The 14,978-nt window shown below is 71.6% G+C and carries 17 protein-coding genes; 5 read left to right on the top strand and 12 right to left on the bottom strand.

Going from position 1 to position 14,978, the window contains the following annotated elements; genetic code table 11:
* Positions 1-20: 20 nt before the first annotated feature.
* From LG278_RS10405 to LG278_RS10365, 9 genes are read right to left on the bottom strand one after another with little or no spacing between them, the layout of a single operon-like run.
* Positions 21-353 carry a metal-sulfur cluster assembly factor gene (locus LG278_RS10405; RefSeq protein ID WP_404386806.1) on the bottom strand — a complete coding sequence of 111 codons (333 nt, stop codon included), beginning with the start codon at positions 351-353 and terminating at the stop codon, positions 21-23.
* On the bottom strand, positions 350-835 hold the full coding sequence (gene sufU, locus LG278_RS10400; RefSeq protein ID WP_404386804.1) for a Fe-S cluster assembly sulfur transfer protein SufU: 486 nt from the start codon (positions 833-835) through the stop codon (positions 350-352). Before sufU ends, LG278_RS10405 begins: the two co-directional genes overlap by 4 nt.
* Positions 835-2,142 (bottom strand): SufS family cysteine desulfurase, encoded by a 1,308-nt coding sequence (locus LG278_RS10395; protein WP_404386802.1) that lies wholly within the window; start codon positions 2,140-2,142, stop codon positions 835-837. The genes sufU and LG278_RS10395 overlap by 1 nt, the downstream gene beginning before the upstream one ends.
* A 14-nt stretch (positions 2,143-2,156) precedes the next feature.
* On the bottom strand, positions 2,157-2,933 hold the full coding sequence (gene sufC / locus LG278_RS10390) for a Fe-S cluster assembly ATPase SufC (protein ID WP_404386800.1): 777 nt from the start codon (positions 2,931-2,933) through the stop codon (positions 2,157-2,159).
* A gap of 4 nt (positions 2,934-2,937) precedes the next feature.
* A complete protein-coding gene (gene sufD, locus LG278_RS10385; protein ID WP_404386798.1) occupies positions 2,938-4,221 on the bottom strand; it encodes a Fe-S cluster assembly protein SufD in 1,284 nt (427 codons plus the stop codon).
* Positions 4,221-5,642, bottom strand: a complete 1,422-nt coding sequence (gene sufB / locus LG278_RS10380) for a Fe-S cluster assembly protein SufB (RefSeq protein ID WP_404386796.1) — start codon at positions 5,640-5,642, stop codon at positions 4,221-4,223. The genes sufD and sufB overlap by 1 nt, the downstream gene beginning before the upstream one ends.
* Complete coding sequence (locus tag LG278_RS10375) at positions 5,639-6,535, bottom strand: helix-turn-helix transcriptional regulator (protein WP_404386794.1); 897 nt, start codon at positions 6,533-6,535, stop codon at positions 5,639-5,641. Before LG278_RS10375 ends, sufB begins: the two co-directional genes overlap by 4 nt.
* A 47-nt stretch (positions 6,536-6,582) precedes the next feature.
* Entirely contained in the window at positions 6,583-7,647 is a 1,065-nt protein-coding gene (locus LG278_RS10370) for a CDP-alcohol phosphatidyltransferase family protein (protein ID WP_404386792.1), read from the bottom strand.
* The gene (locus tag LG278_RS10365; protein WP_404386790.1) at positions 7,644-8,309 is read right to left on the bottom strand and encodes a phosphatidylserine decarboxylase; all 666 of its coding nucleotides are present in this window, start codon (positions 8,307-8,309) and stop codon (positions 7,644-7,646) included. The genes LG278_RS10370 and LG278_RS10365 overlap by 4 nt, the downstream gene beginning before the upstream one ends.
* 124 nt (positions 8,310-8,433) lie before the next feature.
* Between LG278_RS10365 and LG278_RS10360 the strand changes: the two genes are divergently transcribed.
* From LG278_RS10360 to LG278_RS10340, 5 genes are all read left to right on the top strand, one after another.
* A complete protein-coding gene (locus LG278_RS10360; protein WP_404386788.1) occupies positions 8,434-9,144 on the top strand; it encodes an ABC transporter ATP-binding protein in 711 nt (236 codons plus the stop codon).
* Positions 9,141-9,911, top strand: a complete 771-nt coding sequence (locus tag LG278_RS10355; RefSeq protein WP_404386786.1) for an ABC transporter permease — start codon at positions 9,141-9,143, stop codon at positions 9,909-9,911. Before LG278_RS10360 ends, LG278_RS10355 begins: the two co-directional genes overlap by 4 nt.
* A 60-nt stretch (positions 9,912-9,971) precedes the next feature.
* Positions 9,972-10,454, top strand: coding sequence for a DUF2231 domain-containing protein (locus LG278_RS10350; protein WP_404386784.1), 483 nt, complete (start codon positions 9,972-9,974; stop codon positions 10,452-10,454).
* Between the two features lie 78 nt (positions 10,455-10,532).
* Positions 10,533-11,453: a heme A synthase gene (locus LG278_RS10345; RefSeq protein WP_404386782.1), complete on the top strand. Its 921-nt coding sequence runs from the start codon at positions 10,533-10,535 to the stop codon at positions 11,451-11,453.
* A 27-nt stretch (positions 11,454-11,480) separates the two neighbouring features.
* Positions 11,481-12,536 (top strand): NUDIX hydrolase, encoded by a 1,056-nt coding sequence (locus LG278_RS10340; RefSeq protein ID WP_404386780.1) that lies wholly within the window; start codon positions 11,481-11,483, stop codon positions 12,534-12,536.
* A 26-nt stretch (positions 12,537-12,562) separates the two neighbouring features.
* On the opposite strand, the gene LG278_RS10335 is transcribed toward LG278_RS10340, so the two are convergent.
* The 3 genes from LG278_RS10335 to LG278_RS10325 all read right to left on the bottom strand — a co-directional run bounded on the left by LG278_RS10335 (position 12,563) and on the right by LG278_RS10325 (position 14,896).
* Complete coding sequence (locus LG278_RS10335; RefSeq protein ID WP_404386778.1) at positions 12,563-13,303, bottom strand: cytochrome c biogenesis CcdA family protein; 741 nt, start codon at positions 13,301-13,303, stop codon at positions 12,563-12,565.
* Positions 13,303-13,824, bottom strand: a complete 522-nt coding sequence (locus tag LG278_RS10330; protein WP_404386776.1) for a thioredoxin family protein — start codon at positions 13,822-13,824, stop codon at positions 13,303-13,305. The genes LG278_RS10335 and LG278_RS10330 overlap by 1 nt, the downstream gene beginning before the upstream one ends.
* A gap of 97 nt (positions 13,825-13,921) precedes the next feature.
* Positions 13,922-14,896: a heme o synthase gene (locus tag LG278_RS10325; RefSeq protein ID WP_404386774.1), complete on the bottom strand. Its 975-nt coding sequence runs from the start codon at positions 14,894-14,896 to the stop codon at positions 13,922-13,924.
* Between the last annotated feature and the right edge of the window lie 82 nt (positions 14,897-14,978).

Here is a 14,978-nt window from a genome sequence, read left to right as displayed (position 1 = left end):
CGGTCGGCGTCGGCGGTCGGTCAGAGGTTGAAGCCGAGGGCGCGCAGCTGGTCGCGGCCGTCCTCGGTGATCTTGTCGGGGCCCCACGGCGGCATCCACACCCAGTTGATGCGGTGCGAGGCGACGAGGCCCTCGAGGGCCTGCGCGGCCTGGTCCTCGATGACGTCGGTGAGCGGGCACGCCGCCGACGTCAGGGTCATGTCGATGACGGCGTGCGACTGGCTGTCGACGGTCACGCCGTAGATGAGGCCGAGGTCGACGACGTTGATGCCGAGCTCGGGGTCGACGACGTCGCGCAGGGCTTCCTCGATGTCGGCGACGTTGGTCGGGGTCTGCTCGCTCGTCTGGCTCATGACGAGACTCCTTGTCTGGGTGTCGAATCGGTGGTCGTGCTGATGTCGACGCCGCTGCGGGCGAGGGCGTCGGTGAAGGCGGTCCAGCCGAGGAGGGCGCACTTGACGCGCGCGGGATACTTCGAGACGCCGGAGAGGGCCACGCCGTCGCCGATGACCGTCTCGTCACCCGTGACTTTGCCCCTCGAGGTGAGCATGTCGCGCATCGCCTCGTAGGTCTCGAGCGCCTCATTGACCGGCCGGCCGATGGTCTCCTCGGCGAGCACCGAGGCGCTCGCGACGGAGATCGAGCAGCCCTGGGCGACGTAGGACACGTCACGCACGACGGCGTCGTCACCCGATCCGGTCAGCTCGACGCGCAGGGTCACCTCGTCGCCGCAGGTCGGGTTGATGTGGTGCACCTCGGCGTCGAACGGCTCGCGCAGGCCGGCGTGGTGGGGCCGTTTGGAGTGCTCGAGGATGAGCTCCTGGTAGAGGTCCATCAGCTCGCCGTCCTCTCGAGGTCGAGGCCGAAGACCACCGGCACCCGGTCGAGGGCCTCGACGAGCGCGTCGACGTCGGCGGTCGTGTTGTAGACGCCGAAGGAGGCGCGTGTCGTGGCAGCCGCCCCGAGGGCTCGGTGCAGCGGCCAGGCGCAGTGGTGGCCGACGCGCACGGCCACGCCGGCGTCGTCGAGGATCTGGCCCACGTCGTGGGCGTGCACGCCCTCGACGACGAACGCGACCGCACCGCCGCGCGGCTGGACCGCGGCCGGCCCCACGACGCGCGCCCACGGGCGCGCGGCGAGGGCCGCCATGAGCCGCTCGACGAGGTGCAGCTCGTGCCGGTGGATGCGCTCGATGCCGACCCGCTCGATCCAGTCGACAGCGGCCGCCAGACCGACGGCCTGGGCGGCGTTGGGCACCCCGGCCTCGAACTTCTGCGGGGCGGGCGCGTAGGTGGAGCGCTCCATCGTCACGAGCTCGATCATCGACCCGCCCGTCAGGAACGGCGGCATGGCCTCGAGCAGCTCGGCGCGGCCCCAGAGCACCCCGACCCCCATCGGGCCATACATCTTGTGGCCGCTGAAGGCGACGAAGTCGGCACCGAGGGTGGCGACGTCGACGGCCAGGTGCGGCACGGACTGGCAGGCGTCGACGACGACGAGGGCCCCGACGGCGTGAGCCCGCGCTGCGAGCTCGCTCACGGGGTTGATCGTGCCGAGCACGTTGGAGACGTGGGTGACGGCGAAGACCTTGGTGCGCTCGGTCAGCAGGTCATCGAGACCGCGCAGGTCGAGGGCGCCCTCGTCGTCGACCGGGATCCAGCGCAGCGTCGCTCCCGTGCGCCGGGCCAGCTCCTGCCAGGGCACGAGGTTGGCGTGGTGCTCCATCTCGGTCACGAGGATCTCGTCGCCCGGACCCAGGACGAAACGCTCGTCCTTGGGGCCGCCGGTCGGCGAGGCGTTGGAGAAGGCGTAGGCGACGAGGTTGATCGCCTCGGTCGCGTTCTTGGTGAAGACGACCTCGTCAGCCGGTGCGCCGACGAACGACGCCACCGCCGCACGGGCGGCCTCGAAGTCGTCGGTCGCCTCCTCGGCGAGCTGGTGCGCCCCACGGTGCACCGCGGCGTTGTGCTGCTCGTAGAACGTCCGCTCGGCGTCGAGCACCGCGACCGGCTTGTGCGAGGTGGCCCCGGAGTCGAGATAGACGAGGGGACTGCCGTCGCGCACGGTGCGCGCCAGGATGGGGAACTCGCCGCGCAGTGCGGTGAGCTCCTGATCCGTGAACGACGCTGCAGCAGAAGTCATCTGGTGTGATTCCCTCAGGCCTGCACGGCCGGGACGGTCGTGGCGTAGCGGTCGTAGCCCTCGTCCTCGAGACGGTCGGCGAGCTCGGGGCCACCCTGCTCGACGATCTTGCCGTCGACGAAGACGTGCACGAAGTCGGGCTTGATGTAGCGCAGGATGCGCGTGTAGTGGGTGATGAGCAGCACCCCCACGTCGCTGGCCTCCTTGGCGCGGTTGACACCCTCGGAGACGACCTTGAGCGCGTCGACGTCGAGACCGGAGTCGGTCTCGTCGAGGATCGCGATCTTGGGCTGGAGCAGCTCCATCTGGAGGATCTCGTGGCGCTTCTTCTCGCCACCGGAGAAGCCCTCGTTGACGCTGCGCTCGGCGAAGGCCGGGTCCATCTTGAGGTTGCCCATGGCCGACTTGACGTCCTTGACCCACGTGCGCAGCTTGGGAGCCTCGCCGTCGATCGCGGTCTTGGCCGTGCGCAGGAAGTTGCTGACCGTCACACCGGGGACCTCGACGGGGTACTGCATCGCGAGGAAGAGGCCGGCGCGGGCGCGCTCGTCGACGGACATGGCGAGCACGTCCTCGCCGTCGAGCGTCACGGTGCCACCGGTGATGGTGTACTTCGGGTGGCCGGCGACGCTGTAGGCGAGCGTCGACTTGCCGGAGCCGTTGGGACCCATGATCGCGTGCGTCTCGCCGGACCTCACGGTGAGGTCGACCCCGCGCAGGATCTCCTTGGGACCGTCCTCGGTCTCGACCGAGACGGTGAGTCCCTTGATCTCGAGCGTGTGCTTGCTCATCGGGTCAGTTCTCCTTGCTGGCGTACGGGCTGGCGTACGCGCCGTCGTGCTGGCTGGGGGTCTGCTGGGTGGGGGCGGCGTAGTCGGTCGTCGCGAGCTCGTCCTCGATCGCCGCGGTGATCTCGTCGCGCAGGTCGGCGAGCGGGATCTCCCGGATGACGTCGACGAAGAAGCCGCGCACGACGAGACGCTTGGCCTCGTCCTCGGTGATGCCGCGCGACTGCAGGTAGAAGAGCTGCAGGTCGTCGAATCGCCCCGTCGCAGAGGCGTGCCCGGCACCCTCGATCTCACCTGTCTCGATCTCGAGGTTGGGCACCGAGTCGGCGCGGGCGCCGTCGGTGAGCACGAGGTTGCGGTTGAGCTCGTAGGTGTCGGTGCCCTCGGCCTCGGCCCGGATGAGCACGTCGCCGACCCAGACGGTGCGGGCGGTGTCGCCCTGCAGCGCGCCCTTGTAGGTGACGCGGCTCTTGCAGTGCGGCGCGTTGTGGTCGACGAAGGAGCGGTGCTCCAGGTGCTGGCCTGCGTCGGCGAAGTAGACCCCGAGCAGGGTCGCCTCGGCGCCCGGACCGGCATACCGCACGTTGGCGTTGACGCGCACGACCTTGCCGCCGAGCGTCACCGAGACGTGCTTGAAGCGGGCGTCGCGGCCGACGAGCGCGTCGTGCTGGGCCAGGTGGAGGGCGTCGTCCTCCCAGCGCTGCACGGACACGACGGTGACGTCGGACCCGTCGCCGGTGATGACGGACAGCAGCTGCGAGAGGCTCGCGCTCCCCGTGTGGTCGACGACGACGACAGCCTTGGAGAAGCGGCCGGCGCGCACCACGACGTGACCGTGCACCGGGTCGGGGCCCGTGCCGTGCAGGCGGATGCGCACCGGCTCGGTGAGCTCCGCATCGGCCGGCACGTCGACGAGGACAGCGCCGTCGGCCGACGCCGCGGCGACGACGGCCGCGCGGTCCTGCGGGGGCAGTGCACCGAGGTCACGGGCCTGCGCCGCCGAGATCGTCGAGGTCGTGACGCCCTCGGGCAGGCTCGTGGTCCAGTCGAGGTGACCCGTGGCGCCCTCGGCGAGCAGGGCGGAGAGCTTCTTCACCGGGGTGAAGCGCCACTCCTCCTCACGGCCCGAGGGCAACGGGAACGCCGCGACGTCGAAGGACGCCGCGCGCTCGGCGCGCGACTGCTGGGGCACGAAACCGAACGCCGCGGCGCTCTGCGGGTCGACGTGCGGGGTGGGGCTGGCGTCGGTCACGGAGGCATCCGTGTCGACGAGCGTGTCGGCAACGGGCATCAGCCGACGGCTCCTTCCATCTGGAGTTCGATGAGGCGGTTGAGCTCGAGGGCGTACTCCATCGGCAGCTCACGCGCGATGGGCTCGATGAAGCCGCGCACGATCATCGCCATGGCCTCGTCCTCGGCCATGCCTCGGGACATGAGGTAGAACAGCTGGTCCTCGGACACCTTGGAGACCGTGGCCTCGTGACCCATGGAGACGTCGTCCTCGCGGATGTCGACGTAGGGGTAGGTGTCGGAGCGGCTGATCGTGTCGACGAGCAGGGCGTCGCAGCGCACCGTCGAGGCCGAGTGCGAGGCGCCCTCGAGCACCTGCACGAGACCGCGGTAGGACGCGCGACCGCCGCCACGGGCGACCGACTTGCTGATGATCGAGCTCTTCGTGTGGGGGGCGGCGTGCACCATCTTGGAGCCGGTGTCCTGGTGCTGGCCCTCGCCGGCGAAGGCAATGGAGAGCGTCTCTCCCTTGGCGTACTCGCCCATGAGGAAGACGGCGGGGTACTTCATCGTCACCTTGGAGCCGATGTTGCCGTCGATCCACTCCATCGTCGCGCCGGCCTCGCAGGTGGCGCGCTTCGTGACGAGGTTGTAGACGTTGTTGGACCAGTTCTGGATCGTCGTGTAGCGCACGCGGGCGTTCTTCTTGACGATGATCTCGACGACGGCCGAGTGCAGCGAGTCCGACTTGTAGATCGGCGCCGTGCAGCCCTCGACGTAGTGCACGTAGGAGCCCTCGTCGGCGATGATCAGCGTGCGCTCGAACTGGCCCATGTTCTCGGTGTTGATGCGGAAGTAGGCCTGCAGCGGGATGTCGACGTGGACGCCCTTGGGCACGTAGATGAACGAGCCACCCGACCACACGGCGGTGTTGAGCGCCGAGAACTTGTTGTCGCCGGCGGGGATCACCGTCGCGAAGTGCTCGCGGAAGAGGTCCTCGTGCTCCTTGAGCGCCGTGTCGGTGTCAAGGAAGATGACACCCTGCTGCTCGAGGTCCTCGCGGATCTGGTGGTAGACGACCTCGGACTCGTACTGGGCCGCGACGCCGGAGACGAGACGCTGCTTCTCGGCCTCGGGGATGCCGAGGCGGTCGTAGGTGTTCTTGATGTCCTCGGGCAGGTCGTCCCAGGTGGCCGCCTGCTTCTCGGTCGACTTCACGAAGTACTTGATGTTCTGGAAGTCGATGCCGGTGAGGTCGGAGCCCCACGACGGCATGGGCTTCTTGCCGAAGAGCGTGAGGCTCTTGAGGCGCAGCTTCGTCATCCACTCCGGCTCGTTCTTGCGGGCCGAGATGTCGCGCACGACGTCCTCGTTGAGACCGCGGCGCGCGTTGGTGCCGGCGGCGTCGCTGTCGGCCCAGCCGTACTCGTAGGTGCCGATGCCCTTGAGTCCCGGGTTGAGCTCTTCGATGTGGGTGGTCATGAGGAACCTTCCTTGACGTGCGTGCGGTCGTGCCGTGGGGTTCGCGTCGGGGTGGTCGTGCTGTCGGGGTGGTCGGTGCTGTCGGTGCCACTCGGGACGGCGCCCCGTGCGGTATGCCGTGTGATGGCCTCGGGTGCGTCAACACCGGTCGGCTCGGGGCTCTTCCGCGTATGCCGGGTGAGATCACCCGTCGGGACGACGGTCGGCACGAAGGTCGTGCACACGTGGTCGCCGCCCGCGAGGGTGGCGAGCCGCTGCACGTGCACGCCCAGCAGGCGCGAGAAGGCGTCGGTCTCGGCCTCGCAGAAGGCGGGGAACTCGGCGGCGGCGTGCTGCACCGGGCAGTGGCCCTGGCAGAGCTGGACGCCCGTCAGGCCGCCCGCACCGACGGGCCGGGCGGTGGCGGAGAAGCCGTCCTCGCTGAGGGCTTCGACGAGGGCTGCCGTGCGCACGGCAGGGTCGGTGCCCGCGTCGGCGAGCCGGACGGCATACCGCTCCTCGAGGGTGGCGACGCGGCTGCGCGCGAAGTCGGCGACGGCCCGGGGACCGGCAGTGGTCTCGAGGAAGCGCAGCACCTCGAGGGCGAGCGAGTCGTAGTCGGCCTCGAGGGCGCTGTGGCCGGCGTCGGAGACGACGTAGGCGCGGGCAGGACGCCCCCGACCACGTCGGGCCGCGGTGGGCTCGTGCTCCTCGACGGCGCCCTGCTCGACGAGCACGTCGAGGTGGCGGCGCACGGCGGCGGGGGTCAGCTGGAGGTGGCGACCCAGCTCGGCAGCGGTGACCGGGCCGTCGGAGGAGACCATGTGCAGCACCCGGGAGCGCGTGCGCGACTCGAGCGGGGAGGCGTGGTCGCCGTCCTTCGGCTCGCGCTGCGGCTGCTCAGGGAAAAACACCACACCATTGTGACCTAATTACCCCGGCGACATCCAGTCAGGGTCACCTAAGTCGCCGGGCCGCCGCGCTGACCCCGTCTGGACGCGTCGTCGGAGGCGCCTGCGGCCGTGCCAGCGGGAGCACTGCCGTCGACGGAGTCGTCGTCGGCCTCGGGGTCCATGTAGTCGGGGTCGGACTCCGGCGGCATGATGACTGACGGCAGGCGACGGCGCGGCGGGGCGACGGCGTCGGGTCCGAACCACCGCCGCCGCAGCGGGGCGGTGATCCACCCCAGCGGACAGGTGAGGACGTAGCCGTAGGCGACGACGAGGGCGGTCGCGCCCGGGTAGAGGGCGAGCCCGAGCACCAGCAGGACGCCGAGCGGCACCGAGATGCGCAGGTGACGCGGCGAGAGCAGGTCGCGGAAGGACCGGAAGCGGAAGGACGAGGCCATCAGAGCTGCGGGCAGCACGCCGGCCGCGACCGGGAGCAGCGGCGCCCAGTCGTAGAGCGGCTCGCCGATGGCGAGGACCGTCGCGATGACGACACCCGCCGCCCCAGGGCTCGCGAGCCCGATGAAGTAGCGCTTGTCGGCGAGCGGGTCGATGGTGACGTTGAAGCGGGCCAGCCGGTAGGCCGCGCAGGCCAGCCAGAACATCGCACCGGCCCAGGCCCACGCGGGGTAGGCGGGCAGCGCCCACGTGTAGACGAGGACGGCGGGTGCGATGCCGAAGGAGATGAGGTCGGCGAGCGAGTCGAACTGCAGCCCGAAGGGGGTGATCGCCCCGACCGCCCGCGCGACCGCGCCGTCGGCGATGTCGAGCACGATCGACACGGCGATGAGCACCGCCGCGGTGCGGTACTCGCTCTGGAAGGAGAGCAGCACCGCCGAGAAGCCGCAGATCATGTTGCCGAGGGTGAAGAGGCTAGGGAGCACCGCGCGGGCGCGGACCCGCGGGTTGAGCCGGCTCCACGGCACGACACGGGCTCCGGTGGCCGACACGAGCTGGAAGCGCCGACCGATGCGCGCCCGGCGGCTCGGGGTGCCCTCGGCGCCCTCGGCGCCCTCGCTGCCCTCGGCCTCGTGGTCGCCCCCCGTCACTCCGGCGCCGGCGTCGCCCCCCGGGCTCACGACGGGCCCGTGGCGGGGAAGCGGCCGAGGACCGTCTCCCCGCCGACGGCCCGCTTGCCCTTGGTGACCTCGAGCACGACCTCCGGTGGCACGAAGACGTCCATCCGGGACCCGAACTTCATCAGGCCCATCCGCTCGCCGGTGGCGACCTCGTCACCGGGCTCGATGCGGGTGACGATGCGCCGCGCGAGCTGACCGACGAGCTGGCGGTAGACGACGCGGCGCGGGACGCCCCGCACGACGCGCTCGACGATGATCTCGCTGCGCTCGTTCTTCATCGCGCTCTCGGCGCGGTAGGCCGCGAGGAACCGCCCCGGCGTGTGGGTGACGTCGATGACCCGGCCGCCGTAGGGCGAGCGGTTCATGTGGACGTCGAGCAGGGACAGGAAGATGCTCACCTGCTGCCACTCTCCCGGCGGCGCGATGCCCGGCTGCGGCTCACCGACGTGGGTGACGATGCCGTCGGCCGGCGCGAGCACGACGTCGGGATCGGTGACCGGCGACAGGTCCGGAGTGCGGTCGGGGTCGCGGAAGAAGAGCGTCACCCCGGCCGTGAGCAGGCCCAGGGCGAGCGTCGTGCGCGGTCGTCGGGCGAGGGCGGCGACCACCGTCGGCACGGCAGCCATGGCGGTGAACGGCCGAGCGGCCGGGTCGATCTTCACGGGTCGGGCTCTCCCAGTCTCGGGTGGTCGGCAGCCGGGCGGCCGCGTCGTCGTCGTGGCGGTCCGCGGGCCGACCGGCGGGCGGTCAACGGGTGCGGTGGCACCGAGCCTAGACTCATCAGCCATGACCGCAGCGGTGAGACTGGCCGACGTCCGTCGACGCTTCGGCACCGTCGACGCGCTCGACGGCCTGTCCTGGGAAGCGCCCTCGGGCAGGGTCACCGCAGTGCTGGGACCCAACGGCGCAGGCAAGACGACCGCCATCGAGTGCGCCGTCGGGCTGCGGCGCCCCGACGCGGGCACCGTTCGCGTGCTGGACGTCGATCCGGCCACCGCCGGGCCCGACCAGCGGGCCCGCGTCGGCGTCATGCTGCAGAGCGGTGGCCTGCCCAACGGCGCGCGCCCGATGCGCCTGCTCGAGCACCTCTCCCGCTTCTACGCCGAGCCCGCCGACGTGGCCGCGGTCGCCGCGCGCCTCGGGGTGCCCGACTTCGCGGGCACGACCGTGCGGCGCCTCTCCGGGGGGCAGAAGCAGCGCCTCGCCCTGGCCGCCGCGCTGCTCGGCCGCCCCGAGGTGCTCTTCCTCGACGAGCCGGTCGCCGGCCTCGACCCCCACGGGCGGCTCGACGTGTGGGACCTCATCCGCGAGCTGCGCGACGCCGGCACGACGATCGTCGTGACGACGCACTCCTTCGAGGAGGCCGAGCGTCTCGCCGACCACCTCGTGATCATGAGTGCCGGACGCACCGTGGCGCAGGGGGCCCTGCACGACGTCGTCGGCGCCCGCTCGCTCGAGGACGTCTACTTCAGCCTGACCCGGAAGGGGGCGGCATGACCACCGCTCCCCCGCGGCCGGCCACGCGGGCGGCGGCTCCGGCCCGGCGCATCCTCGCGCAGGCCGGCTTCGAGACCTCGACGCTGCTGCGCAACGGCGAGCAGCTCCTCGTCTCGATGGTGCTGCCCGCTCTCGTGCTCGTCGGCCTCTACGCCACTGACTCCCCCTCGCTGGGCCCGGGCGAGCGGATCGACGTCGCGGTGCCGGGCGTCATCGCCCTCTGCGTCATCTCGGCCTCCTTCACCTCGCAGGCCATCTCGACCGGCTTTGACCGCAGGTATGCCGTCTTGCGCTACCTCGGCACCACCCCGCTCGGGCGGGGTGGCCTCGTCACCGCCAAGGTGGTGGCGACCCTGGCGGTCGAGATCCTGCAGATCGCCGTGATCGCCGCGCTCGGCGTCGCGCTCGGCTGGCGTCCCGACCTCTCGGGCCTGCCGTATGCCGTCCTCTTCGTCATCGTCGGCACGTGGGCCTTCGTGGCGCTGGCGCTGCTGCTCGCCGGCACCCTGCGGGCCGAGGCGGTGCTCGCGCTCGCCAACCTGCTGTGGGTGCTGCTGCTCGTCGGCGGCGGGGTCGTCGTGCCGCGCACCCAGCTGCCCGACGGCCTCTCCGCAGTGGCGGCGCTGCTGCCGTCGGCCGGGCTGGCCGACGGCCTGCGCTCCGCCCTCGTCGAGGGCACCCTGAACCTCCCGGCCCTCGGCGTCGTCGTCGTGTGGGGCGCCCTCGCCACCGCGTTGGCCGTGCGTTTCTTCCGCTTCGACGACTGATCCGTAGGGCACACTCAGCCGCAAGGGCACCACCTGACCCCCGACCACCTGGAGGCGACCGTGTTCGACTACATCCTCGGGCTCCCGATGCACCCGCTGATCATCCACGCGGTCGTCGTGCTCGTGCCGCTGTCGGCCCTCGTCGCCATCGCCTTCGCCGTGCGGCCGACCTGGCGGCACGTGCTTCGCTGGCCGGTGGCCGTCGGCGGCCTCATCTCCGGGGTGACGGCCTTCGTCGCCGCCGAGAGCGGCGAGGAGCTGCAGCGCCGGGTGTCGCAGGTGCGGGCGAGCACGACCGACTTCGACCTGCTCGCCGAGCACGTCGAGTGGGGCGACCGCGCCAAGCTGCTCTGCCTCGTCTTCATGGTGCTCTGCCTCGCCTCTGCGTGGTTCCTGCGAACCCCGGACGAGGACGAGCCCCGGCGGCGCAACCTGGAGATCCCCCTGGCGATCCTGCTCGTCGTCTCGGCTCTCTCCGCCATCATCACGGTCGGGCTCGCCGGGCACGCCGGTGCCCAGGTGACCTGGGCCGGTCTGGGCTGACTCGTGCTGACCTCGGGCTGACCCCCCGCTGGGTGGGGCGGGGGCGACGGCGCGCGGGCCACCGCTTACGCTTCGTTCGTGTCGCTCGTCTCCACCGTGACCTCCCGTCTGCCGGTCATGCCGCTCCGCTGGGCGCGCGGCATCCTCATCGCCAACCTCGTCGCCGAGATCGGCATCGTCGTCACCGGCGGTGTCGTGCGCCTCACCGGTAGCGGCCTGGGGTGCCCCACCTGGCCCGAGTGCATGCCCGGCTCCTTCACCCCGGTGCGCACCGACGAGAGCTCGATCCACGACCTCGTCGAGTTCGGCAACCGGCTGCTCACCTTCGTCGTCGTGATCCTCGCGATCGCCGCGCTCTACTCCGTGCTGACGCAGTGGCCCAGGCGTGGCCGGCTCCAGCTCGTCGCGCTGGGTGTGCTCGCCGGCATCCCGGCACAGGCGATCCTCGGCGGCATCACGGTGCTCACCGGCCTCAACCCCTACCTCGTCGCAGGTCACTTCCTCCTCTCGATGGTGCTCATCGCCTTGTCGACCATGCTCGTGCGCGGCTCGCGTGACGACGTCTCCGGCCCGGGCGAGCTGCTCGTCCACCCGATGGCGAGGGTCGTCGGCCTGCTCACCTGCCTTGTCGGCGCGGTCGTCGTCGTGCTCGGCACCATCGTCACCGGCTCGGGGCCGCACTCGGGCGACGCCGACACCCCCGCCCGCACCGGCTTCGACCCCCGGGTCGTGTCGTGGCTGCACGCCGACACCGTGATGCTCTTCTCCGGGCTCGTCGTCGCGACCCTCGTCGCGGTGCTCATCACCGCCCGGGCCGACGAGGTGCGCCGGGCGTGGTGGGTCGTCCTCGGAGTCACGCTCGCCCAGGGAGTCATCGGCTACGTGCAGTACTTCACTGCCCTGCCGGTCGTCCTCGTGCTCCTGCACATGCTCGGTGCGAGCCTGCTCGTGGCCGCCCTGACCTGGGGCGTGCTCGCGATGCGGCGCCACCCCGTCTGACAGCTCGGCGACCGTAGGGTGTGACGGGTGAGCGACGAGCAGCCCGCCCTCGACGACGGCGACCTGCGCCTGCGCCCGTGGACCGCAGCCGACATCGAGCCCACCCGGCTGTTGCACGACGACGAGATCGCACGCTGGTTCGACGTAGAGACGGGACCTCCCACGATGGACCGCCACGCGGCGTGGGTGGCGCAGACGCACGCCGAGTGGTCGGACTCGCGGTCGAAGGCCACCTTCCTCGTCGAGTGGCGCGGCGAGGCGGCGGGCTCTGTCGACGTGCGCCGACGCTCCGACGGGGTGGGCGTGCTGTCGTGGATCACGTATGCGCCCTACCGCGGTCGCGGCGTGGCCTCCCGGGCCGTGCGGCTCCTCGTCGACTGGGCCTTCGACGAGCTGGGTCTGCGCCGTGTGGAGGCCGAGGTCAACCCGCTCAACCGGGCCTCGTTGCGCACCGCCCACCGCGCGGGCCTGCGGCGCGAGGGCCTGCTGCGCGGCAACACCACCCTGGGGGGTGAGGTGCACGACACCGTCCTGCTCGGACGGCTCGTCGACGACCCGCCGCCCGGCACCCGCGAGGGCTTCACCGCCCTGCTCGACTCGAGCCTGCCGACGAAGCGGGCCATCGCGCAGGGGGTCCTGCGAGCCGGGCCGGCCGATGGGGCGACGGACGAGACGTCGCGCGTGCTGCTTTGCGAGCTCGTCTACAAGCGGGAGTGGGACCTGCCGGGCGGCGTCGTCGACCGGGGTGAGTCACCGGCCGAGTGCGTCGTGCGCGAGGTGCGTGAGGAGCTCTCCCTCGACGTCACGGTGCGCTCGCTGCTCGCGGTCAACTGGCTGCCGCCGCTGCTCGGCTGGGGCGACGCCACGGTCTTCGTCTTCGACCTCGGCGTCGTCGACCCTCACTTCACCGACGCGGCCCGTCTCGAGGCCCGCGAGATCCAGGGCGTGCACTGGGCCGCCCCCCACGAGTGGCGCGCTCGCGTCGCGCCCTACAACGCACGGCTGCTCGACGCCCTCGTGCAGTCGCCCGGTGACGTCGGCACGCTCTACCTCGAGGACAGCCGCCCGGTGCATGCGGACTGACCGTCGGCACCGGCCGCAGGGCGACGTCACTCGGGGATGAAGCCGGAGTCGAGCTCCCACGGCCGCACCGGCGAGTGCTCGATGAGCCAGCTCTGCAGGTCGCGGTCCCACCCCAGCAACACCGCGATGCCCACGAGCACGAAGACGACGCCCAGCCCACGCCGGAACGCGCTGTGCGCGTCGGCCGCCCAGCCGAGCCGGCGCACGACGCGCTGCCCGGCGAGGGCCACGACGAGCAGGGTGGCGCAGAGGCCGACGACGTAGGCCGCGAGCAGCACGAGCCCGCGCGCCGGCTCGGCCGGCAGCACGGTGACGACGACGTACGCGTAGAGCGGGCTGCACGAGGTGAAGACCGGCCCGAGCGCCGCTCCGGTCAGCACGGCCCCGGTCGTGCCCTCGGTCGCCCGGGCGGCCCCGAGGCGGCGCGCCGACCGCGCCTGCAGGTCGAGGCGCGAGGAGATCTGCTCCCACACGTCGGGCAGCGCCATGACGAGGCCGAGCAGCACGAGCACGAGGCCCGACACCGCGCTCCACACCTCGGTCGGCACACCGAGCAGGGCGGTCGAGGCACGGAGCAGGAGGGTGAAGAGCGCCACGGAGAGCCCGAGCGAGGCGGTGACGACGACGGCCCGTGGCACGCGGGGGCGACGGGCCGCGGGGTCCGCGTCCTGCACGGAGCCCCCGACGACGACGGGCAGCAGGGGCAGCACGCAGGGCGCCAGCGTCGTCAGCACCCCGGCGACGAGCGCCCCGACGACGGCGAGCATCAGACGGTCTTGCCGAGGATCTCGTCCGCTGTCGTGCCGGTGCTCCACTTGGCCAGCTGACGGCCCGCGGGGTCGACCTGCACGAAGGTGTGCTGGATCGTGACGCCGTAGCGCTGGCGCAGCTCTCCGGCATCGTCGAAGTCCACCTTGACGACGGTCAGTCCAGCGGGGACGGGCGCGCTCGTCAGCGACTCCTCGACCTCTCGGCAGATCGGGCACCACGTCGCGTGGAAGAAGAGCACGACCTTCCCCGTGGCGGCCGCGGGGTCCTGGGCGTAGGTCGCGTAGTCGATGTAGGAGCCCGCCGAGGCAGCAGCCGGCGCGCTCGTCGGAGTCTCTGTCATCGGTGTGGTCATCGAGGTGGTGGGCGATGCCTCGGAGCTGTCGGCCATCGTGCTGGTGGCGGCGGCCGAGGCAGCGGCCGGGGTGGTCGCGCTCGGCTCGGCGGCGGTGCCGCAGCCGGCCAGGGCGAGGAGCAGGCCGGACGCGACGACGGCGAGGACGGGACGGGGTGCGGTCATGGCGCCATTCTCGCCCGCTGCTCGTCGGGCGGACGCCCCGAAGTCCTTACAGGGTGCTGACGATCGGCGAGCCGACGGTCGGCCCGCGGGCCGGTGGTCAGCCCGGCAGCGGCAGCGCGACGTGCCAGATCGGGTCGAGCGCCACGCCGACGAAGAGGATCGTCAGGTAGGTGATCGAGAAGTGGAAGAGGCGCATCGGCCGCAGGGCGTCCTCAGCGGCACCGGCCCGGGCGCGCGCGAGCAGACGGTGGGCCTCGGCGAGGAAGAGCGCACCCGACACGACGGCGGCGACGGTGTAGACCCACCCCATCGACTGCACCGGGATGAGCGCCAGCGACGTGAGGACCATGGCCCAGGAGTAGGCGACGATCTGCTTCGCCACGACGACGAAGCGCTCGACCACGGGGAGCATCGGCACGTGGGCGTTGGCGTAGTCGTCCTTGTAGCGCAACGACAACGGCCAGTAGTGCGGCGGCGTCCAGAAGAAGATGACCATGAAGAGGATGAAGGCCGACCAGCTGACCGAGCCGGTGACGGCCGACCAGCCGATGAGCACCGGCATGCAGCCCGCGGCACCGCCCCACACGATGTTCTGGGTGGTGCGCCGCTTGAGCAGCAGGGTGTAGCCGAAGACGTAGAAGAGCAGGGCCGCGAGGGCGAGCCCGGCGCTCAGCCAGTTGACGAGCAGCCCCAGCCACAGCGTGGAGACGACGGCGAGGGTGATCCCGAAGACGAGCGCTCCCCTCGGCGAGACCGTGCCCGTGACGAGGGGCCGGTTGCTCGTGCGGTGCATGACGGCGTCGATGTCGCGGTCGATGTAGCAGTTGAGGGTGTTGGCCGACCCCGCCGAGAGGGTGCCGCCGACGACGGTGGCGACGACGAGCCAGAGGTCGGGCACGCCCTGCTGCGCGAGGAACATGACGGGGATCGTCGTGATGAGCAGCAGCTCGATGATCCGCGGCTTCATGAGCGAGACGTACTGCCCGAGGACGAACGTGGGTCCACTGCCGTCGGGACCGTGCAGCGCCGACAGGTCGGCGCGGGGGTCCACCGTTGTCACTGAGATCCTCATCGCTGGGTTCGTCGCTCCGACGGGCGGGTACGGAGCATGGCGTCGCAAGTCTAGACCGTCACCGCCGGAGCGCTTCACTCCG

This window comes from Humibacillus xanthopallidus, from assembly GCF_044793955.1.
In the GTDB taxonomy this organism is placed as follows: Bacteria; Actinomycetota; Actinomycetes; order Actinomycetales; family Dermatophilaceae; genus Humibacillus; species Humibacillus xanthopallidus_C.
This window is presented reverse-complemented; position numbering and strand designations above follow the sequence as displayed.